Genomic DNA, 24191 nt, shown 5'->3' on the forward strand with positions numbered 1-24191 from the left:
AGCGGGTGACCGGCGCCGCCGCCGGTCTTCCACGCGCCGACGTCGGCCTCACCCTCGCCACCGCCCGCGCCGCGCTCCCGTACCGTACGGTGCTGCTCGCCGGGCCCGGCCGTGTCGCCGAGGGGCCCTCCGGGGTCGCCTCGGGCGCGGACGGCAGGACCGCGTTCCTCTTCACCGGGCAGGGCAGCCAGTACGCCGGGATGGGCCGGGAGCTGTACGGCCGCTTCCCGGTGTTCGCGGACGCCTTCGACGAGGTCGCGGCCCACCTCGACGTGCATCTCGAACGGCCGCTCGCGGAGCTGGTGTTCGCGGAGCCCGGCAGCGACGAGGCCGCGCTGCTCGACGAGACGGGGTGGACCCAGCCCGCGCTGTTCGCGGTCGAGGTCGCCCTGTACCGGCTCGCCCGCTCCCTCGGGCTGCGGCCCGACCTGCTCGCCGGGCACTCGATCGGCGAGATCGCCGCCGCGCACGTCGCCGGGGTGCTGTCGCTGCCCGACGCCTGCACCCTGGTCGCCGCCCGCGGGCGGCTCATGCAGGCGCTGCCGCGCGGCGGCGCCATGGTCGCCGTTGAGGCCACCGAGGACGAAGTGCTGCCGCTGCTGACCGGGGACGTGGCGCTCGCCGCCGTCAACGGGCCGGGGTCCGTGGTGCTCTCCGGGGCGCTCGACACGGTCACCGCCGTCGCGGACGCACTCGCCGCCAGGGGCCGCCGCACCCGCCGCCTGACGGTCAGCCACGCCTTCCACTCGCCGCTGATGGACCCCATGCTCGACGAGTTCTCGGCGGTCGCGTCCGGGCTCACGTACCACCCGCAGGAGATCCCGCTGGTGTCCACCGTGACCGGCGCCCCCGCCACCTCCGACGAACTGTGCGACCCCGCCTACTGGGTGCGGCAGGTACGGGACACCGTCCGCTTCGGCGACGGGGTCGGCGCGCTCCTCGACGCGGGCGTGACCGCGTTCGTGGAGCTGGGCCCCGACGGGGTCCTGACCGCGATGGCCGCGGGCACCGTCGGCGAGCGCGACGCGCTGCTCGTGCCGCTGCTGCGCAAAGACCGCGACGAGGAGACCGCGCTCGTCACCGCGCTGGCCGCGCTGCACGCCCGGGGCACCGCGGTGGCCTGGGGCGAGTGGTTCGCCGGGACCGGCGCCCGCCGCGTCGACCTGCCCACGTACGCCTTCCAGCGCAGCCGCTACTGGCCGCGCCCCACCGCGCCGCTCACCGCCGCGGGCGGCGACCGGGACGACGCCGAGTTCTGGGCCACCGCCGAGCACGCCGACGCCGACGCGCTCGCCGCGCTCGCCGCGGAACTCGACGTGGACGGCGCGTCCGTCAGCGACGTGGTGCCCGCGCTGTCGGCGTGGCGCCGCCGCCGCAGGGCGCGCGCCGCCGCCGAGGGCCTGCGCTACCGGGAGCAGTGGCTCGCGCTGCCCGCGGCCCCCGCGGCCACCGCGGGACGGCTGCTCGTCCTCGGCGGCCCCGGGTCCGACACCGACACCTGGCTGCCCGCCGTGCTCGCCGAGCACGCCGCGCACGTCGCCTACGCCGAACCGGGCGCCGACCTCGCGGCGTTCGCGGACGGGCGGCCCGACGCGGTGGTGTCGCTGCGCGCGCTCGACACCCCGGCGCCCGCGCCCGACGCGTTCCCCTCCGCCGTCCTCGACGAACTGGCCGCCGCCGGGATCACCGCGCCGCTGTGGTGCCTGACCCGCGGCGCCGTCGCCACCGGCGCGGACGACGACGCCCCGCAGTCGCCGCTCTCCGCCGCCCTCTGGGGCGAGGGCCGGGTCTGCGCCGTGGAGCGGCCCGACGCGTTCGGCGGCCTCGCCGACCTGCCCGCCGCACCCGACGAGGCGGCCGCAGCCCTGCTGTGCACGGCGCTCGCCGCCGCCGCTGCCGACGATGTCGCCGCCGAGGACGAGGTCGCGGTGCGCGCCGACGGCCTGTTCGGCAGGCGCCTGGTGCGCGCCGGGCGGCCCGCGGACGAGTGGCGGCCCACCGGGACCGTCCTGGTCGCGGGCGGCACGGGCCCCATGGGGCAGCGCGCCGCCCGCTGGCTCGCCAGGTCGGGCGCCCGCCACCTGGTGCTGACCGGCCGCCGCGGCGAGGACGCCGACGGCGCGCCCGCGCTCGCCGCGGAACTCACCGCCGCGGGCGTGCCGGTGACGCTCGTGGCCTGCGCGCCCGACGACACCGCCGCCCTGCGCACGGCGCTTGCCCGCCTGCCCGAGGGCGCGCCGCCGCTGACCGCCGTGCTGGTCGCCGACGACGAGCGGGGCGCCGCACCGCCCGCGGGCCTGACCGCGCTCGTCGCCGGGCTCGACGCGCTCGCCGCGGTCGCCGACTCCGCCACCGGGGACGGCGCACCGGGCGAAGGGCCCGCCGCGTTCGTGGTGTTCTGCCCGCTCGCCGGGACCGTGGGGCTGCGCGGCCAGGGCGCCGCCGCTGCTGCGGGCGCCGCGATCGACGCCTTCGCACGGCGCCGCCACGCCGCGGGAAGGCCCGCGCTCGCGGTGTCCTTCGGCGCCTGGCGCGGCGCCACCGGCGCACCCGACGCGCACCTGCGCAACAGCGGGCTGCCCGCCATGGACCCGGACGCCGCCCTCGCCGCGCTGCCCGCGGCGGTCGCCGACGGCGCCCCCACCGCGCTCGTCGCGGAGATCGACTGGGAGCTGTTCGCGCCCGCGTACCGCGACGGCGCGCCGAGCCCGCTGCTGCGCGGGGTGCCGGAGGCGGCCGCCGCGCTCGACGCGCTCGCCGCCGCCGGGGCCGCGGGCTCCGGGCTGCGCGCCGAACTCCTCGCGCTGCCCGCCGCGGAGCGCGAACCGCTGCTGCTGCGCCTGGTACGGGAGCGGATCGCCGACGTACTCGGGCACGAGGGGCCCGACGCGGTCGAGCCCGCCTGGCCCTTCCGCGACCTCGGCTTCGACTCGCTGACCGCGGTGGACCTGCGGACCCGGCTGGCCACCGCGACCGGCCTGCGGCTGCCCGCCACCCTGGTCTACGACCACCCGACGCCGACCGCGCTCGCCGCCCATCTGCGCGCCGAACTCCTCGGCGGCGACGACGGGTCCGGCGCCCTCGCCGCCGTGGCGCCCGCGGGGGGCGGGGCCGGGGACGACGACCCGGTCGTCATCGTCGGCATGAGCTGCCGCTACCCGGGCGACGTCGCCTCCCCCGAGGACCTGTGGCGGCTGCTGCTCGACGGCACCGACGCCACCGGGGACATCCCCGCCGACCGCGGCTGGGACATGGCGGCGCTGGCCGCCGGGGTGGCGCAGCGCGGCGGCTTCCTGCCGGACGCCGCCGAGTTCGACCCCGGCTTCTTCTCCATCTCGCCCGGCGAGGCCCTGGTGATGGACCCCCAGCAGCGCCTCGTACTCGAAGTGACCTGGGAGGCCCTTGAGCGCGCCGGGATCGACCCGTCGGGGCTGCGCGGCGGCGACGTCGGCGTCTTCGTCGGCGGCGGCAGCGGCGACTACCGGCCACTGACCGGCGAAGGCGGCGGCGACCAGTGGCAGACCGCGCAGTCGGGGAGCCTTCTCTCGGGCCGGGTCTCGTACGTCTTCGGCCTCCAGGGGCCCACCGTGTCCGTGGACACCGCCTGCTCCTCCTCGCTCGTCGCCCTGCACCTGGCCGCGCAGGCGGTACGCGCGGGCGAGTGCGAACTGGCGCTCGCGGGCGGTGTCACCGTGATGTCGACGCCGACCGTGCTGTTCGAGTTCGGCAGCCTCGGCGCGCTGTCGCCCGACGGGCGCTGCAAGGCGTTCTCGGACGGCGCGAACGGCACCGGGTGGTCCGAGGGCGCGGGCATGCTCGTCGTGGAGCGGCTTTCGGCCGCGCGCCGCGCCGGGCACCGGGTGCTCGCGGTGGTACGCGGCTCCGCCGTCAACTCCGACGGCGCCTCCAACGGCCTCACCGCGCCCAGCGGCCCCGCCCAGCGCCGGGTGATCCGCAGGGCGCTCGCCGCCGCCGGGCTCGCCCCCGGGGACGTGGACGCCGTCGAGGCGCACGGCACCGGCACGGAACTCGGCGACCCCATCGAGGCGCAGGCGCTGCTCGCCACCTACGGGCAGGGCCGCCAGCGCCCGCTGCTGCTCGGCTCCGTGAAGTCCAACATCGGGCACACCCAGGCCGCCTCGGGTGTCGCGGGCATCATCAAGATGGTCGCGGCGATGCGGCACGGCACCCTGCCGAGGACGCTGCACGCGGACACCCCGTCCACGCATGTGGACTGGGAGTCGGGCGCGGTGCGGCTGCTCACCGAGAACACCCCCTGGCCCGCGGCCGGCAGGCCGCGCAGGGCCGCGGTGTCCTCGTTCGGCGCCAGCGGCACCAACGCGCACCTCATCCTGGAGGAGCCGCCCGCCGAGCCCGCCGCGCCGCCCGCCCGGCCCGAGCGCGCCCCCGGTGTGCTGCCGGTGCTGCTGTCCGCGCGCACCGAGGCCGCGCTGCGCGCCCAGGCACGCGCGCTGGCCGCGCGGCTGGCCGCGCAGCCCGGCACGGCGCTCGCCGACGTGGCGTTCGCCGCGGCCACCACGCGCGCCGTGTTCGAGCACCGCGCCGCCGTCGTCGCCGAGGACCCGGGCGCGCTGCTCGACGGGCTCGCCGCGCTCGCCGAGGGGCGCGGCGGCCCGCGGCTGCTGACGGACACCGCGCCGCGCACGGGCCGGCTCGGGATGCTCTTCTCCGGGCAGGGCAGCCAGCGGCCCGGCATGGCGCGGGAGCTGTACGAGCGGATTCCCGCGTTCGCACGGGAGCTGGACGCGGTGCTCGCCGCCCTGGACGAGCACCGCGGCGACGCGCGCCCGCTGCGCGCCGCGCTGTGGGGCCACACCGCCGAGGACGCCGCCGACACCGACAGCACCGACAACACCGACGCCGCCGACGTGCTGGACGAGACCGGCACCACCCAGCCCGCGGTGTTCGCCGTCGAGGTCGCCCTGTTCCGGCTCCTCGCCTCCTGGGGGGTGACACCGCACCAGGTCGCCGGGCACTCGATCGGGGAGATCGCCGCGGCGCACGTCGCCGGGGTGCTCTCGCTCGACGACGCCTGCGCCCTCGTCACCGCGCGCGGGCGGCTCATGCAGGCGCTGCCGCGCGGCGGCGCCATGGTCGCCCTGCGGGCCACCGAGGAGGAGGTCGCGCCGCTGCTCACCGACGGGGTGTCGGTGGCGGCCGTCAACGGCCCCGGCTCCGTGGTGGTCTCGGGCGCCGCGCGGGAGGTGGACGCGGTGGTCGCCGCGCTGCCGGGACGCAAGAGCAGCAGGCTGCGGGTGTCGCACGCGTTCCACTCGCCGCTGATGGACCCCATGCTCGACGAGTTCCGCGCGGTGCTGTCGCGGCTGTCGTTCGCCGCGCCCGAGATCCCGGTGGTCTCCGCGCTCACCGGCGAGCGCGTCGGCGCCGACACCATCGCCACCCCCGAGTACTGGGTGCGGCACGCCCGCGAGGCGGTCCGCTTCGCCGACGCCGTACGCACCATGGTCGGCGAAGGCGTCACCACACTCCTTGAGGTCGGGCCCGACGCCACCCTCACCGCGCTGGCCGCCGAGACCGCGGCGGGGGCCGGGCACGGGCGGCAGCCGCTCGTGGCGCCGGTGCTGCGGCGCGGCCACGGCGAGGAGACCACCCTGGTCACCGCGCTGGCCGCCGCGCACGCCCATGGCACGGCGGTGGACTGGCGCGCCTTCTTCGCCGGAACCGGCGCCACGCCCGTGGACCTGCCCACGTACGCCTTCGAGCAGCGCCGCTACTGGCCCGACGCGCCCGCCGCGCCCCGCGCGGCGCACGCCGCCGACCCGCTCGCCGGGCTCGTCGACGACGGCCCCGCGGGCGCCGGGACCGAAGGAGGAGCCGGGGGCGCCGCCGCCGACTTCGCGTCGCTGCGCGACCTGCTCGACGTGGACGGCGACGCGCTCGCCGAGGTGCTGCCCGCCCTGCGCGACCTGCACAGGAGGCGCGCGGGCGAGGCCACCGTGGACGGGTGGCGGCACCGGGTGGGCTGGCGGCCCCTCGACCGCGGCGGCGCCGCGTCCCTCACCGGCACCTGGCTCGTCGTCGCCCCCCGCACCCCGGGCGCCGACCCGGGCGCGGACGCGTGGGAGGCCGCGGTGCTCGCCGCGCTCGGCCCCGACGCGCTGCGGGTCGCCGTGCCGGGCGCCGACCGTGCGGCGCTCGCCGCCGCGCTCGGCGCCGCCGCCGAGGGCCGCACCGTCGGCGGAGTGCTCGCGCTGCCGGGCGACGGGCCCGCCGCCGCGCACGCCGCGCGCACCGCTGCCCTGCTCCAGGCGCTCGGCGACGCGGGCGTCGGCGCCCCGCTGTGGTGCGCCACCCGCGGCGCGGTCTCGGTCGGCAGGACCGACCCGCCGCGCGACCCGGCGCAGGCCGCGGTCAGGGGCCTCGGCGCGGTCGCCGCGCTGGAGTTCCCCGACCGCTGGGGCGGCGTCGTGGACCTGCCCGAGCGCATCGACGCGCGCACCGCGGACGGCCTGCTCGCCGCGCTCGCGGGGCTCGAAGGCGAGGACCAGGTCGCGGTGCGCCCCACCGCCGTCTTCGGCCGCAGGCTGCGGCCCGCGCCCGTCGCGGGGGAGCGCCGCCGCTGGCGCCCCTCGGGCACCGTCCTCGTCACCGGCGGCTCCGGGGCGCTCGCCGCCCAGGTGGCGCGGGCGCTGGCCGCCGGGGGCGCGGGGCACCTGGTGCTCGCCAGCCGCCGCGGCCAGGACGCGCCGGGCGCCGCGGAACTCCGCGCCGAACTGACCGCGCTGGGCGCCGGGGTCACCCTCGCCGCCTGCGACGTCGCCGACCGGGACCAGCTCGCGGCGCTGCTCGCCGCCGTACCGGCCGACCGGCCGCTGACCGGGGTCGTGCACACCGCGGGCGTCCTGGACGACGGCGTCATCGAGGGGCTGACCCCCGACCGGTTCACCTCCGTGTTCCGGGCCAAGGCGGACGCGGCGCTGCTCCTCGACGAGCTGACCGCCGGGTACGACCTGGACGCGTTCGTGCTGTTCTCCTCGGCGACCGCCACCGTCGGCAACCCGGGACAGGCCGGGTACGCCGCCGCCAACGCGGTCCTCGACGCGGTGGCCGAGTCCAGGGCCGCCAGGGGCCTGCCCGCCACCTCGATCGGCTGGGGCGCGTGGGGCGGCGGCGGCATGGCGGGCGACGCCAGGGCCGTCGAGGCCCAGCGGCGCGCCGGGATCGCCCTCATGGACCCGGACCTCGCCTGCGCCGCGCTGCTCGAACTGGCCGCTGAGGACGAGCCGACGGCGCTGGTCGCCGCCCTCGCCGCACCGGGCGGCGCGCCCAGGGCGGGCCGGGTGCCCGCGCTGCTGCGCGACATGCCGGGCGCCGCGGCCACCGGCGCCGGGGCCCGCGCCGTGCCCGCGCCGCGGGAGTTCCGCGACCGGCTGCTCGCCACACCGCGCGCGGGCCGCCTCGACCTGGTGCTCGACCTCGTACGGCAGCGGGCCGCCGAGGTGCTCGGCCACACCGACAGCGCAGCCGTCGGCGCGGAACGGCCCTTCAGGGACCTCGGGTTCGACTCGCTGTCCACGGTGGAGCTGCGCAACCGGCTGAACGCGGTCACGGGGCTGCGGCTCGCCGCGACCCTCGTCTTCGACCACCCGACCCCGGCGGAACTCGCCGCGCACGTGCTCGAAGAGGCGCTGCCCGACGACACCGCCGCCGCCCCTGGCCCCGGCGCCGAGGCCGACGAGGCCGACGAGGCACGGGTCAGGGCGCTGCTCGCCTCGGTGCCGCTTGCCAGGCTGCGCGAGATCGGCGCGCTCGAACCGCTGCTGCGGCTCGACACGGCCGACGCCGAAGGCGCCGCGGACCCCGCGGCCCCCGGCGACGGCGACGGTGACGGCGGCGACGGCAACGACGAACTGATCGACACCATGACGGTGGACGACCTGGTGCGCGCGGCGCTCGACGGCGATGTCGGCGGCGTCGGCGGCGTCCTCGACGACAGCACCGACCTGCCCGACACCGACCCCTCGCTCGACTGACGGAGCTGACCATGAATACGCCAAGCGAGAAGGTCGTCGAGGCGCTGCGGGCCGCGGTCCGCGAGAGCGACCGGCTGCGCCGCCAGAACCGGCAGTTGACCGCCGCGGCCCGTGAGCCCGTCGCGATCGTCGGCATGGGCTGCCGCTACCCGGGCGGCGTCACCTCGCCCGAGGACCTGTGGGACCTCGTCGAGGGCGGCAGGGACGCCATCGGCGGCTTCCCCACCGACCGCGGCTGGGACGTGGAGGGGCTGCTCGGCAGCGCCACCGACGCCCGCGGCAACAGCGTCAGCCTCCAGGGCGGCTTCCTCGACGGGCTCGCCGACTTCGACCCCGGCTTCTTCGGGATCTCGCCCCGCGAGGCGCTGACCCTCGACCCGCAGCAGCGGCTGGTCCTGGAGACCTCCTGGGAGGCGATCGAGCGGGCCGGCATCGACGCGGCAGGACTGCGCGGCAGCCGTACCGGCGTGTTCGTCGGCACCAACGGGCAGGACTACGCGTACCTGATGATGCGCTCGCTCGACGACGCCACGGGCGACGTCGGCTCCGGCATCGCGGCGGGCGCGGTCTCGGGACGGGTCGCGTACGCGCTCGGCCTCGAAGGGCCCACCCTCACCGTCGACACGGCCTGCTCGTCCTCGCTGGTGGCGATGCACCTGGCGGCGCACGCGCTGCGGGCGGGCGAGTGCACGCTCGCGCTCGCGGGCGGCGTCAACGTGATGTGCACGCCCGGCTCCCTGGTGGAGTTCAGCAGGCAGGGCGGGCTCGCCAGGGACGGCCGCTGCAAGGCGTTCTCCGACGACGCGGACGGCACCGGGTGGTCCGAGGGCGTCGGCGTGCTGCTGCTCGAACGGCTCTCCGACGCCCGCCGCAACGGGCACCGGGTGCTGGCGGTGATCCGCGGCTCCGCGGTCAACTCCGACGGCGCGTCCAACGGCTTCACCGCCCCCAACGGCCGCGCCCAGCAGCGCGTCATCCGGCAGGCGCTCGGCGCCGCTGGCCTGACCACCGCCGACGTGGACGTCGTGGAGGCGCACGGCACCGGCACCCCGCTCGGCGACCCCATCGAGGCGGGCAGCCTGCTCGCCACCTACGGGCAGGGCCGCGAACGGCCGCTGCTGCTCGGCTCGGTCAAGTCCAACCTGGGGCACTCGCAGGCCGCCGCCGGGGTGGCCGGGGTCATCAAGCTGGTGGAGTCCCTGCGGCACGCCACCGTCCCCCGGACCCTGCACGCGCAGCGGCCCAGCTCCCACGTGGACTGGGAGTCGGGCGCGGTACGGCTCGTCACCGGCAACAGGCCCTGGCCCGACGCGGGGCGGCCGCGCCGCGGCGCCGTCTCCTCCTTCGGCGTCAGCGGCACCAACGCGCACATCATCGTGGAACAGGCCCCCGAGGCGGCCCCGGAGGGCGGGGAGCCGGGGGCCGCCGTCGCGCCGTCGGCGCTGCCTTATGTGCTGTCCGGCAGGACCGCCGCCGCCCTTGAGGACCGCGCCGACGCCCTGCTGGCCTGGCTCGCGCGCACCCCGGACGCGTCCGCCGCCGACGTCGCGCTGTCCCTGGCCACCACGAGGACCGCGTTCGAGTACCGGCTCGGCGTCACCGCGCGGGACCTCGGCGCGCTGCGGGACACGCTGACCGCGTGGCGGGCCAGGCCCACCCCGGGCTCCGCGGTCCCCGGCACCGCGACGGGGACCGCGCCCGGCCGGGCGCGGCTCGGGGTGCTGTTCTCCGGGCAGGGCTCCCAGCGCCTCGGCATGGGCCGCGAACTGTACGACCGCTTCCCGGTCTTCGCGCGGGCCCTCGACGCCGTGTGCGACCTGCTCGACCCGCTGCTGCCCGCGCCCGTACGCGACGTGATGTGGGGCGCCGACCGTGACCGGCTCGACGAGACCGGCTGGACCCAGCCCGCGCTGTTCGCGTTCGAGGTGGCCCTGTACCGGCTCGCCGAGTCTTTCGGGGTGCGCGCCGACTACCTCGGCGGCCACTCGATCGGCGAGATCGCCGCCGCGCACGCCGCCGGTGTCCTCACGCTGCCCGACGCCTGCCGGCTGGTGGCGGCACGGGCCCGTCTCATGCAAGCGCTGCCTTGCGGCGGCGCCATGGTCGCCCTTCAGGTCACCGAAGCCGACGTGGCGGCGCTGCTGCCGCCCGGGGTCACCGTCGCCGCCGTCAACGGCCCTTCGTCCGTCGTCGTCGCCGGGCCGGAGGCGGGGGTCGCGGCCGTCGCGGACGCCGCGGCGGCCAAGGGGCTGCGGACCAGGCGGCTCGCGGTGAGCCACGCCTTCCACTCGCCGCTGATGGAGCCGATGCTCGCGGAGTTCGAGGACGTCGCGCGCGGCCTCGCCTACGCCGCACCCGACATCCCGGTGCTGTCCAACGTGACGGGGCGCCTCGCCACCACCGAGCTGTGCGAGCCCGGCTACTGGGTGCGCCACGTCCGCGAGGCCGTACGGTTCGCCGACGGCGTCGCCGCGCTGGCCGCCGGGGGCGCGGGGGCGCTGCTGGAGATCGGCCCCGACGCGGTGCTCGCCGGTATGGCCGCCGAGTGCCTGGCCGACGGCGAACGCCCGGTGGCGGTGGTGCCCGCGCTGCGCCGCGACCACCCCGAGGAGGAGGCGCTGGCCGGGGCCCTCGCCCGGCTGTACGCGGCGGGCGTCCCGCTCGACCTCGCGGGCCTCTTCGACGGCACCGGGGCGCGCGTCACCGAACTGCCCACCTACCCCTTCCAGCACGCGCGCTACTGGCCCTCCGTGTCGGTGCGCACCGGCGACGCCGCCGGGTTCGGGCAGCGCCCCGCCGGGCATCCGCTGCTCGGCGCCGCGGTCGCGGTCGCGGGCAGCGGGGAGACGGTGCTCACCGGGCGGCTGTCCCGCGCGTCGCTGCCGTGGATCGCCGACCACGTCGTCGGCGGCCGCGTGGTGTACCCGGGCGCGGGCCTGCTCGACCTGGCGCTGTGCGCGGCCGACCACGCGGGCTGCGAACTCGTCCAGGAGCTGGCGCTCGCCGAGCAGTTGACCCTGGACGAGCGCGACGTCCGCGACATCCAGGTGTGGTGCGGCGCCCCCGAGGACGACGGGCAGCGCCAGATCGCGGTGTTCTCCCGGCAGGCGGGCGCCGACGGCGGCGAGTGGACCCGGCACGCGTACGGCGCCGTCGCCCCCTCGGCGCCGCAGCCGCCCCGTATGACCGGGTCCTGGCCGCCGCGCGGCGCGGAACCCGTCGACATCGGCGAGCTGTACCAGTGGTACGAGGACGCGGGACTGCGCTACGGCCCCGCCTTCCGCTGCGTACAGGCCGTGTGGAGGCTCGGCGACGACCTGTTCGCCGAGGTGGCGCTCGCCCCCGAGGCCGGGGACGCCGCCTCGTACACCATCCACCCCGCGCTCCTCGACTGCGCCCTGCACCCCGGGATCTGCCTGGACACCGCGGACCAGGGCCGGGGCCGCGTGCCCTACCTGTGGAAGGGCGTGTCGCTGCACGCGCAGGGCGCCGAGGTGCTGCGGGTCAGACTGTCGGGCGCCAGCACCGAGTCGGTGTCGGTCACCGCGACCGACCTGGCGGGTGACCCCGTCATCTCGGTGGACTCGCTGGTCACCAGCGTCCCCACCAAGTCCGCCGGGGGCGGCACCCGGGCCCAGGAGTCGCTGCTGCGGCTCGACTGGACCGCCGCCCCCGCCGAGGACGACGACCCGGCGGGACTCACCGGCGCCCGCGCCGCCGACCCCACCGCGCTCACCGCGCTCGCCGCCGCGGGACCCGTGCCCGACCTGGTGCTCGCCCCGCTCGTCGGCCGCCCCGCGGGCAAGGAACCCGACCCCGCGGTGGTGCACGCGCTGAGCGCGCACACCCTCGCCATGCTCCAACTCTGGCTCGCCGACGACCGGTTCGAGGGCCGCTGCCTGGTCTTCGAGACCCGGGGCGCGGTGGCCGCCGCCCCTGGCGACGAGGTCACCGACCTGGCCGCCGCCGCCTGCTGGGGCCTCGTCAGGACCGCCCAGATGGAGAACCCGGGCCGCTTCCTGCTGCTCGACACCGACGGCACCGCCGAGTCCGAGGCCGCACTCGGCGCACTCGACCGGCTGCGCACCGCGGGCGAGACCCAGGTCGCGCTGCGCGGCGGCGCACCGCGGGTGGCGCGGCTCGCGATGCTGGCGTCGTCCCAGGCGCTGCTGCCGCCCGCCCGCACCCCCTGGCGCCTCGGCGTCCGGCAGCGCGGCAGCCTCGACGCCCTCACCCTGACCCCCTGCCCCGAAGTCCTCGAACCGCTCACCGGACGCCAGGTGCGCATCGCGGTCGCCGCCGCGGGCGTCAACTTCCGCGACGTACTCAACACCCTGGGCATGTACCCGGGCGAGGCCGGTGTCCTCGGCTCCGAGGCCGCGGGCACCGTCACCGGGGTCGGCCCCGACGTCACCGGGCTGCGCCCTGGCGACCGCGTCACCGGCATGCTCTTCGGCGGCTTCGGACCCGTCGGCGTCACCGATGAACGGCTGCTCGTACGGGTGCCCGACGGCTGGTCGTGGCAGACGGCGGCGTCGGTGCCGCTGGTGTTCCTCACCGCCTACTACGCGCTGCGGGACCTGGCGGGGCTCGAAGCGGGCGAGCGGGTCCTGGTGCACGCGGGCGCGGGCGGCGTCGGCATGGCCGCGATCCAGATCGCGCACTGGCTCGGCGCCGAGGTGTACGCCACCGCCTCCGAGCCCAAGTGGGACACGCTGCGCGCGCTCGGCGTCGCCGACGACCACATCGCCTCCTCGCGCACCACCGGCTTCGCGACCGCGTTCGCGCCCGGGGGCGGCGTCTTCGACGTCGTACTCAACGCGCTCTCCGGCGAGTTCGTGGACGCGTCGCTGCGCACCCTCGCCGACGGCGGCCGTTTCGTGGAGATGGGCAAGACCGACATCCGCGACCCGGAGAGCATGCCGGGCGTCCGCTACCACTCCTTCGATCTGGGCTGGGTCGACCCCGACCGTATCCAGCGCATGCTGCTCGACCTCGTCGCACTCTTCGACGCCGGCACCCTGGAGCCGCTTCCCACGCGCGCCTGGGACGTGCGGCGCGCCGCCGACGCGTTCCGCTTCATGAGCATGGCCCGGCACACCGGCAAGATCGTGCTGACTGTGCCGCCGCCGCTCGACCCCGAGGGCACCGTGCTGATCACCGGCGGCACCGGCGGCCTCGCCGCGCTCCTCGCCCGCCACCTGGTCGCCGAGCACGGCGTACGCCACCTCGTCCTCGCCGGACGCCGCGGACAGGACGCCCCGGGCGCCGCCGAGCTGGGCGCGGAACTCGCCGCCGCGGGCGCCGAGGTGACGCTCGCCGCCTGCGACGTCACCGACAGAGAGGCCGTCGCCGCGCTGCTCGCCGCCGTGCGCCCCGCGCACCCGCTGACCGCCGTCGTGCACACCGCGGGCGTCCTCGACGACGGCGTCATCGGCTCCCTCGACCCGCCGCGCCTCGACCGGGTGCTCGCGCCCAAGGTCGACGGCGCGCTGCTGCTGCACGAGCTGACCCGGGACCTGGACCTGGCCGCGTTCGTCCTCTACTCCTCGGTGTCCGGCGTCATGGGCTCCCCAGGGCAGGGCAACTACGCGGCGGGCAACGCGTTCCTCGACGCGCTCGCCGCCCACCGCAGGAGCCTCGGCCTGCCCGCGGTGTCCCTCGCCTGGGGCGCCTGGGCTCCCGGCTCCGGCATGACGAGCGGCCTGTCGGCGGCCGACCTGGAGCGCATCGCACGCTCCGGCATCCCCCCGCTCACCCCCGAACTCGGCCTCGCCCTCTTCGACCACGCCATCGGCTCCGAAGAGTCCCTGGTGGTGCCGCTCGGCAGCCAGCCGGGCGGCGCGGCCCGCACCCAGGTGCAGGTGCCGGCGATCCTGCGCGGCCTCGTCCGCACCGCCCGCCGCACCGCCTCGTCGAGCGCCGCCGTGTCCGCGGGCGACCTCGCGCGGCGGCTGCGCGCCATGCCGCGGGACGAGGCCGGGCGCACCCTGCTCGACCTGGTGCGCACGGAGACCGCCACCGTCGTCGGGCACGCCTCGGCCGACGCGGTCGAGGCCGAGCGCGAGTTCCGCCAGCTCGGCATCGACTCCCTCACCGCCATCGAACTGCGCAACCGGCTGAACGCGGGCACGGGACTGCGCCTCACCGCCACCATCGCGTACGACTACCCGACCCCGGGAGTGCTCGCCGCGCACCTGCTCGCCGAACTCCTCGGCGACACCGAGGGCGAGACCCCGGGCGCGGCGCGCGCCGCCCGCACGCTGCCAGGCCCCGCGGGGGAGGACGACCCGGTCGTGGTCGTCGGCATGAGCTGCCGCTTCCCCGGCGGTGTCACCTCGCCCGACGACCTGTGGCGGCTGGTCGCCGAGGGCGGCGACGCCATCGGCGGCTTCCCCGCCGACCGCGACTGGCAGCTCGACGTCCTCGGCGGCGAGGGCCCCGGCGCCAGCTCCACGGGCGCCGGGGGCTTCCTCGACGCCGCCGCCGACTTCGACGCGGGCTTCTTCGGCATCTCCCCGCGCGAGGCCCTGGCCATGGACCCGCAGCAGCGCCAGCTCCTCGAAGTGTCCTGGGAGGCGTTCGAGCGCGCCGGGATCGACGTGACCCGGCTGCGCGGCACCGACACCGGCGTCTACATGGGCTCCAACGGCCAGGACTACAGCCATGTCGTGCTGCGCTCCGTCGAGGACGTCGAGGGCCACGCCAGCACGGGCCTGCCGGGCTCGGTGATCTCGGGACGGCTCTCGTACACGTTCGGCCTCGAAGGCCCGGCGATGACCGTGGACACCGCCTGCTCGTCGTCGCTCGTGGCGCTCCACCAGGCGGCGCAGGCGCTGCGCGCGGGCGAGTGCTCGCTCGCCCTCGCGGGCGGTGTCACCGTCATGGCCACCCCCATGATCTTCGGCGGCTTCAGCAGACAGGGCGGGCTCGCCTCCGACGGCCGCTGCAAGGCGTTCGCGGAGTCCGCCGACGGCACGAGCTGGTCGGAGGGCGTGGCCGTGCTCGTCGTGGAGCGCCGCTCCGACGCCGAGCGCAACGGGCACCCGGTGCTCGCGGTGATCCGCGGCTCCGCGGTCAACCAGGACGGCGCGTCCAACGGCCTCTCCGCGCCCAACGGGCCCTCGCAGCGCCGGGTGATCCGCCAGGCGCTGGACAGCGCCGGGCTCGCCGCGTCCGACGTGGATGTGGTGGAGGGCCATGGCACCGGCACCCCGCTCGGCGACCCCATCGAGGCGCAGGCGCTCCTCGCCACCTACGGCCAGGGCCGCGAACGGCCGCTGCTGCTCGGCTCGGTGAAGTCCAACCTCGGGCACACCCAGGCCGTCGCGGGTCTCGCCGGACTCATCAAGATGGTCGAGGCGATGCGGCACGGCGTGGTGCCGAGGACGCTGCACGTGGACGAGCCCTCGTCGCACGTGGACTGGTCGGCGGGCGCGGTGGAACTCGTCACCGAGAACACCGAGTGGCCCGCCGCGGACCGCCCGCGCCGCGCGGGTGTGTCGTCGTTCGGCCTCAGCGGCACCAACGCCCATGTGATCGTGGAACAGCCGGGGCCCGCCGCCGTACCCGAGGCGCCGGAGCCGGAGACCGCGCCTGGCCCCGCGCCCGAGGCCGTGCCGTGGCCGGTCTCCGCGAAGTCGGCGGCCGCGCTCGACGCACAGATCGGGCGGCTGCGGGACGCGGCGGTCGGCCTGCCGCCGGTCGACGTCGGCTGGTCGCTGCTCGACCGCGCGGTGTTCCCGCATCGGGCGGTACTGCTCGGTTCCCCGGACGGCGCCGTCGAGGCGTCCCGCGGCGAGGCCGCGCCGGGACGCCGCTCGGTGGGCCTCGTCTTCTCCGGACAGGGCGCTCAACGGCTCGGCATGGGCCGGGAGTTGTACGCCCGGTACCCGGTGTTCGCGGGGGCTTTCGATGAGGTGCTTGGGCATTTCGACGGGTTGCGGGATGTGGTGTGGGGTGCGGATGCGGGGGAGTTGAATCGGACGGGGTGGGCGCAGCCTGCGTTGTTTGCGGTTGAGGTGGGGTTGTTCCGGCTTGCGGAGTCGGTGGGGGTCAAGCCTTCGTATGTGGGCGGTCATTCGATTGGTGAGGTGGCTGCGGCGCATGTGGCGGGGGTGTTGTCGCTTGCCGATGCGTGTGTGCTCGTATCGGCGCGGGCGCGGTTGATGGAGGCGCTGCCTGCGGGTGGTGCGATGGTGGCGGTGCAGGCCACGGAGGATGAGGTTGCGCCGCTGCTGGGCGAGGGTGTGTCGATTGCTGCGGTGAATGGTTCTACGTCCGTGGTGGTGGCGGGTGTTGAGGCTGCGGTGGAGGCGGTGGTTGCGGGTCTGCTGGGGCGGAAGACGTCGCGGTTGCGGGTGTCGCATGCGTTCCATTCGCCGCTGATGGACCCGATGCTCGACGAATTCCGGGCGGCCATTGAGGGGTTGGAGTTCCGCGAGCCCGAGATTCCCGTCGTGTCGAATGTGACGGGTGCTGTTGCTGGGCCTGGTCTTGTGACGGACCCCTCCTATTGGGTGCGGCATGTTCGCGAAGCCGTACGTTTCGCGGATGGTCTGACGGCCATGCGGGAGGCCGGAGTTGACACACTCCTTGAACTCGGGCCCGACGGTGTGCTGACGGCGATGGCCTCGGCCGCGCTGGATGACGTCACCGCGGTGGCCGGGCTGCGTAAGGACCGGGACGAGCCGACCGCCTGGCTCACCGCCCTCGCCACGCTGTACGCGACCGGTGTGCCGGTCGACTGGCGGGCCGAGTTCGCCGGTACGGCGCCGCGCCGTGTCGAACTGCCCACGTACGCCTTCCAGCACGACCGCTACTGGCCGAAGACGTCGAACGCGGTCCAGCTTGCCGGGCGTGAGCCGGTGGACGCCGAGTTCTGGGCGGCCGTGGAGCGCGGTGACGTCGGCACGCTGTCCTCGGCGCTCGGGCTCGGCGAGGGCGCGGCCACCGAGGTGGTGCCCGCGCTCACCGAGTGGCGGGCGGGCCGCAAGCGGCAGTCCACCGTGGACTCCTGGCGCTACCGTGAGTCCTGGCGCCCGCTGACCCCGGCACCGGTGCCGGGGGCCCCGGGCACCTGGCTGGTCGCGGTCCCCGCGGAACTCGCCGACGACCCCTGGGTGCGGGCCGTGGTGGCGCTGCTCGGGGACGGCGCCGAGTGCGTCAACGTGCCCTGCACGGGCGCGGAGGAGGAGCGGGCGGCGCTCGCCGACCGGCTCGCGGGGCACGAGGACGACGCCGCGGGGCACACCGGCGTGGTGTCGCTGCTCGGCCTCGTCGAACGGCTCGACGGCGCGGTGCCCGTCGGCCTCACCGCGACGCTGACGTTCGTCCAGGCGCTGGCCGACGCGGGGGTGCGCGCCCCGGTGTGGGCGGTCACCCGCGCCGCCGTCTCCACGGGGCCTTCCGACGAGGTCGCCGGGGCGTGGCAGGCGGCGCTGTGGGGCTTCGGGCGGGTCGCCGCCCTTGAGCGCCCCCGGGAGTGGGGCGGGCTCGTGGACCTGCCCTCCGACCTCGACGAGCGCGCGGGGCAGCGGTTCCTCGCGGTGCTCGGGGCCCCGGAGGGACACCGCGAGGACCAGGTCGCGGTGCGTGCCACCGGGGTGTTCGGGCGGCGTATGGTGCCCGCCGCCGGTGTGCGCGCGCGGCCCTGGGAGCCCACCGGCACCGTGCTGGTCACCGGCGGCACCGGTGCGCTCGGCGCGCATGTGGCGCGCGACCTCGCCCGCCGCGGCGCCCCCCGTATCGTCCTGCTCAGCAGGTCGGGCACGGCGGCCCGGGGCGCGGCCCGGCTCGTGGAGGAGCTGACGGGGCTCGGCGCCGAGGTGTGCGTCGAGAGCGGCGACGCGGCGGACCGCGACGCCGTCGCCGCGGTGCTCGGCCGCATACCGGCGCGGCACCCGCTGACGGCGGTGGTGCACGCGGCCGGTGTCCTCGACGACGGCACGCTCGACGGGCTCACGCCCGGCAGGTTCCAGCAGGTGTTCCGCGCGAAGGTGGCGTCGGCGCTGGTGCTCGACGAGCTGACCAGGGACCTCGGCCTCGATGTGTTCGCGCTGTTCGCGTCGACCGCGGGCGCCGTCGGCAACCCGGGGCAGGCCGGATACGCCGCCGCCAACACCGTCCTCGACGCGCTCGCGGTCCGCCGCAGGGCCGCGGGGCTCGCGGCGACGTCGGTCGGCTGGGGTGCCTGGGCGGGCGGCGGCATGGCGGGGCGGGTCCGCGAGGAGAGCCTCGCCCGGCGGGTGGGCGCCGCGGTGCTCGCGCCCGAGCTCGCGGTGTCCGCGCTGTGGCAGGTGGTGGCGGAGCCCGAGCCCACGGTGGTGCTCGCCGACCTCCAGCACACCCAGGTGCTCACCGCGCTGCTCAGCCTGCGGCCCGCGCCGCTGCTCGCCGAACTCCCCGCGGCCCGCAGGGTCGCGGAGGCGCTGGCGGGGGCGCGCGCGGAGACCGAGTCCGCCGCCGCCGCGCTGGTGCGCGAGCTGCGCGGGCTCGGCGAAGCGGAACGCGTCGACCTGCTGCTCGACCTCGTCAGGACCGAGGCGGCCAGCGTCCTCGGGCACGGCGGCCGGGACGAGGTGAGCGCGTCACGCGCCTTCAAGGACCTCGGCTTCGACTCGCTGACGTCCGTCGAACTGCGCAACCAGCTCATGGCCCGCACCGGGCTCGCCCTGCCCGCGTCCCTGGTGTTCGACTACCCGACGCCGCGTGCGCTCGCCGTGCACCTGCTGACCGGGCTCCTCACCGGCGCGGACGACGACCGGGCTTCGGCGGCCGTCGCGGCGGTCACCGACGAACCGGTCGTCGTGGTCGGCATGGCCTGCCGCTTCCCCGGCGGTGTGGAGAGCCCCGACGACCTGTGGGCGCTGCTGGAGCGCGGCGACCACGCCATTGGCGAGTTCCCCGCCGACCGCGGCTGGGACCTGGGGCTGCTCGCCGGGGACGGGCGCGGCGCCAGCGCCACCCTGCGCGGCGGATTCCTCGACGGGGCCACCGACTTCGACCCGGCGCTGTTCGGGATCTCGCCCCGCGAGGCGGTCGCGATGGACCCGCAGCAGCGGCTGCTGCTCGAAACGTCGCGGGAGGCCGTCGAACGGGCCGGTATCGACCCGGAGTCGCTGCGCGGCAGCCGTACCGGGGTGTTCGTCGGCACCAACGGGCAGGACTACCAGCACTTGGTGCTCGGCGCCGACGAGGACCTGATCGGGCACGCGGGCACCGGGCTCGCCGCCAGCGTCATCTCCGGCCGGCTCACGTACACCTTCGGCTGGGAGGGCCCCGCCGTCACCATCGACACCGCCTGCTCCTCCTCGCTCGTCGCGATGGACTGGGCGGCGAAGGCGCTGCGCGCGGGCGAGTGCACGCTCGCGCTCGCGGGCGGCGCCACCGTGATGGCGACCCCGATGAGCTTCGCCGGTTTCACCCGGCAGGGCGGGCTCGCCGCCGACGGCCTGTGCAAGGCGTTCTCCGACGACGCGGACGGCACCGGATGGTCCGAGGGCGTCGGCATGATCCTGCTGGAGCGGCAGTCGGACGCCGAGCGCAACGGGCATCCGGTGCTCGCGGTGCTGCGCGGCTCCGCCGTCAACTCCGACGGCGCCTCCAACGGCCTCACCGCCCCCAACGGGCCCTCGCAGCAGCGGGTGATCAGGCAGGCGCTCGCGGGCGCGGGCCTCACCCCGGGCGAGGTGGACGCGGTGGAGGCGCACGGCACCGGCACCGTGCTCGGCGACCCCATCGAGGCGCAGGCGCTGCTGGCCACCTACGGGCAGGGCGAGCGCGCGCACCCGCTGCTGCTCGGCGCCGTGAAGTCCAACCTCGGGCACACCCAGGCCGCCGCCGGTGTCGCCGGGGTCATCAAGATGGTGGAGGCGGTGCGGCGCGGGACGCTCCCGAGGACGCTGCACGTCACGGAGCGCTCGTCGCGGGTCGACTGGGAGTCGGGGCAGGTGCGGCTGCTCACCGGCAACACCCCCTGGCCCGAGACCGGGAGGCCGCGCAGGGCGGGCGTGTCCTCGTTCGGCATCAGCGGCACCAACGCCCACGTCGTGATCGAGCAGGCGCCGCCCGCCGCGTCCGGGGCGCCCCGGCGCGGCCCGCTGCCCGAGTTGGTGGCGCTGCCGGTGGCCGCCGCCACCCCCACCGCCCTCGACGCCCAACTGGCGCTGCTGCGTACCCACTTGGCCGAGCACCCCGAACTGCCGCCCGCCGACGTGGCGTTCTCGCTCGCCACCGGGCGCGCCGCGCTCGCACACCGGGCGGTGCTGCTCGCGGACGGCACCTCCGTCATCGAGGCCGCGAGGGGCGCCGCGGGCGAGCCCGTCGCCGCGGTGATGTTCTCGGGGCAGGGCGCGCAGCGCCTCGGCATGGGCCGTGAACTTTACGGGCGCCACCCGGTGTTCGCGGACGCGCTCGACGCCGTGTTCGCGCACTTCGACCCGCTGCTCGACACACCGCTGCGCGACGTCGTGTGGGGCGACGACGAGGCGCGCCTCCAGGAGACCGGGTGGGCGCAGCCCGCGCTGTTCGCGCTGGAGGTCGCGCTGTTCAGGCTCGCCGAGTCGTGGGGCCTGCGGGCCGCCGCCGTCGGCGGCCACTCGGTCGGCGAGATCGCGGCGGCGCACGTGGCCGGGGTGCTCTCGCTGCCCGACGCCTGCGCGCTCGTGGCGGCGCGCGCCCGGCTCATGCAGGCGCTGCCCTGCGGCGCCATGGTCGCCCTTGAGGCCACGGAGGACGACGTCAGTGCGCTGTTGACCGGGGGAGTGTCGGTCGCGGCCGTCAACGGGCCGTCCTCGGTGGTGCTCGCGGGCGTGGCGGAGGAGGTGGACGCGGTGCTCGCCGCGCTGCCCGAGCGCAGGACCAGCAGGCTGCGGGTCTCGCACGCGTTCCACTCGCCGCTGATGGACCCGATGCTCGACGACTTCAGGCTCGCCATCAAGGGGCTGCGGTTCGAGGAGCCGCGCATGCCGTTCGTGTCGGCGCTGACGGGCACCGTCGCACCGCCCGCCGCGGTGGCCGCCCCCGACTACTGGGTCGAGCATGTGCGGGGCACCGTACGGTACGCGGACGCGCTGGCGGCCGTGCGGGACACGGGCGCGGGGCTGCTGGTGGAGGCGGGGCCCGGCGGGGTGCTCACCGGTCTTGCCGCCGAGGCGGCGCCCGACCTGGCCGCGGTGGCGCTGCTGCGCGGCGACCGCGGCGAGGACGCGGCGCTGCACGGGGCGTTCGCCCGGCTGTACACGGCGGGCGTGCCGGTGGACTGGGCGGCCCGCTTCACCGGCACCGGGGCCCGCCGGGTCGACCTGCCCACGTACGCGTACGACCACGAGCGGTACTGGCCCGTGGTGTCCCCGCGCGCCGGGGACGCGGGCGGCCTCGGACTCGACGCGGCCGCGCACCCGCTGCTCGGCGCCGCGGTGACGGTGGCGGGCTCGGACGAACTCCTGCTGACCGGCAGGCTGTCCGCCGACGCCCACCCGTGGCTCGCCGACCACCGCATCGACGGCGCCGTCGTGCTGCCCGCCGCAGGGCTCGCCGAACTCGCCCTGCGCGCCGCCGACCTGGCGGGCTGCGAGGGCGTCGAGGAACTGCGCTGCGCCGCCCCGCTCGTCGTCGGGGCGGGCGGCGTCGCCCTCCAGGTCCGAGTCGCCCCCGCCGCCGAGGGCGCCGAGGGCGTACGGCGCGTCGAGATCCACGCCAGGCCCGCGGACGGCGGCGCCTGGACCCGGTACGCGGAGGGCACCCTCGCGCCGCCCGGCATCCTCCCGGCGGGCCCCGCGGCCCCCGCGGGCGCCTGGCCGCCGCACGGCGCCGTCGAGGCCGACCTCGGACTCGACGCCGACACAGACGCCGACTCCGGTGAGGCGGCCGACGGTGTGGCGTACGGACCCGCGTTCCGGGGCCGGGTCGCCGCCTGGCGGCTCGGGGACGAGCTGTTCGCCGAGGTGGCCCTGCCCGGCGAACTGCCCGGCCCCGCCTCGTACGCGCTGCACCCGGCGCTGCTGACCGCGCTCGCCAGGGTGGCGGCGGCAGGGGACCCGGGCGCGGTGCCGGTCGCGTGGCGCGGTTTGCGGCTGCACGCCGACGGCCCGGCCGCGCTGCGGGTCAGGCTGACGCCGGCGGGCGGCGGCGCGTTCGCGCTGGCCGCCGCCGACCCCGCGGGCGGCCCTGTGCTCTCCGCGCACGCCCTGGTGCTCGCCGCCCCCGCCACCCCCGCGGCCGCCGCGCGGCGCGAGACGCTGCTCGGCCTCGACTGGGCGCCCGCGCCCGCCGTCGCCGCCGCCGAAGGCGCCGCCTGGGCGCTGCTCGGCGCCGCGCCGCCCGCCGTCGAGGCGGCGCTGCCCCGCACGGTGCGCGCGGCAGGACTCGCCGCACTCGCCGAGGCCGCGGGGCCCGGCGGCGGCGCGCTGCCCGACGCCGTGCTCGTGCCGCTCGCCGGTGCGGGCGGCGACCCGGGCGCGGACGCCGCCGCCCTCACGGCCAGGGCGCTCGCGGTGCTCCACGACGCCCTCTCGGACGCCCGCTTCGACGGGGTGCCCGTGGTGTTCCTCACCGAGGGCGCACTCGACGGCGGCGACCTCGCGGCCGCCGCGGCCTGGGGCCTCGTACGGTCCGCGCAGACCGAGCACCCGGGCCGCTTCTGCCTCGCGGACCACGACGGTACGGACGCCTCACTCGCGCTGCTGCCCCGGCTCCCGGCGCTGCTGGCCGACGGCGAGACCCAGGTGGCGCTGCGCGAGGGCCGGGCGCTTGCCGCCCGCCTCGCCCCGCTGCCCGCCGCCGCCGAGGACGGCGGCCGCGACTGGGACCCGGAGGGCACGGTCCTCGTCACCGGCGGCACCGGCGGCCTCGCGGGCGAACTCGCCAGGCACCTGGTCGCCGGGCGCGGCGCCAGGCACCTGGTGCTCGCCTCACGGCGCGGGCCCGCCGCGCCAGCGGCCACCGCGCTCCGGGACGAACTCGCCGCCCTCGGCGCCGAGGTGGAGATCGCCGCGTGCGACGTCGCCGACCGGGCCGCGCTCGCCGCGCTGCTCGACTCGATCGCGCGGCGCCGCCCGCTCACCGCGGTCGTCCACACCGCGGGCGTACTCGACGACGGTGTCACCGGCTCGATGACACCGGAGCGCATCGCCGGGGTCCTCGCGCCCAAGGCGGGCGCGGCCTGGCACCTGCACGAGCTGACCAGGGACGCCGACCTCGCGGGCTTCGTCCTGTACTCCTCGGTGGCCGCGGTCACCGGCGGCCCAGGACAGGGCAACTACGCCGCCGCGAACACCTTCCTCGACGCGCTCGCCAGGCGCCGGCACGCCGAGGGCCTGCCCGCGGTGTCCCTCGCCTGGGGCCCCTGGGCGCAGGGCAGCGGCATGACGGGCGCCCTCAGCGACGAGCAGATGAGCCGCATGGCGCGCTCCGGGATGCCGCCGCTGACGGTGGCGCAGGGCCTCGCGCTGTTCGACGCCGCGCTCGCGCAGGACGCGCCGTACGTGTTCGCGGCCAGGCTCGCGGCCGGTGGCGGCGGCGCGGCGGTGGCGGCCGGGACCGAGGTGCCCGCGCTGATGCGGGGCCTGGTACGCGGCGGCCGCAGGGCCGCGGCGGCGGCAGCGGACGCCGCCGCGTCCTCGCTCGCGCAGCGGCTCGCCGGCCTCGACGAGGACGGCAGGCTGCACGCGCTCGTCGACCTCGTACGGGCGCGCGCCGCGGCCGTGCTCGGGCACGCCGGGCCGGAAACCGTCGGCGCGGAGCGGGAGTTCCGCCAGCTCGGCTTCGACTCGCTGACCGCCGTCGAACTGCGCAACCAGCTCGGCGCCGCCACCGGCGTGACCCTGCCCGCGACGCTCGTCTTCGACTACCCGACACCGGCCGCCGCCGCCGGGTACCTGGCGGCGGAGCTGGCGGGCGGCGCCGCCGCCTCGACGGGGCACGCGGCGCTCGCCGAACTCGACAGGCTCGAAGCCGCGCTCGCCGCCGGGGACCCCGACGAGGTCACCAGGGCGGGCCTCGCCGGAAGGCTGCGGGTGCTGCTGTCGTCGCTGACCGCGGCTGACCCGCAGGAGGAGCGCGGCGGTCTCGCCGCACAGCTCGACGCGGCGAGCGCCGACGAGGTGCTGGCGTTCATCGACAACGAGTTCGGCAAGCGCTGAACGGGATCGGCAGGCGCCGGGGGCCGCCGCCCCC

At 77.3% G+C, this 24191-nt stretch carries 2 protein-coding genes (1 of these 2 running past the window's edge); both read left to right on the forward strand.

The features are described 5' to 3' along the window. Positions 1–8015 carry the final stretch of a type I polyketide synthase gene (locus ACIBIW_RS07180; RefSeq protein WP_399332812.1) on the forward strand. Its footprint begins 20608 nt before the window's first position, so only the last 8015 of its 28623 coding nucleotides appear in the window; the start codon falls outside the window, past its left edge; its stop codon occupies positions 8013–8015. An 11-nt stretch (positions 8016–8026) separates the two neighbouring features. After that, the gene (locus ACIBIW_RS07185; RefSeq protein ID WP_399332814.1) at positions 8027–24157 is read left to right on the forward strand and encodes a type I polyketide synthase; all 16131 of its coding nucleotides are present in this window, start codon (positions 8027–8029) and stop codon (positions 24155–24157) included. The last annotated feature ends 34 nt before the right edge of the window (positions 24158–24191 follow it).

The sequence above is a fragment of the Streptomyces sp. NPDC050560 genome, assembly GCF_044457285.1.
GTDB lineage: Bacteria > Actinomycetota > Actinomycetes > Streptomycetales > Streptomycetaceae > Streptomyces.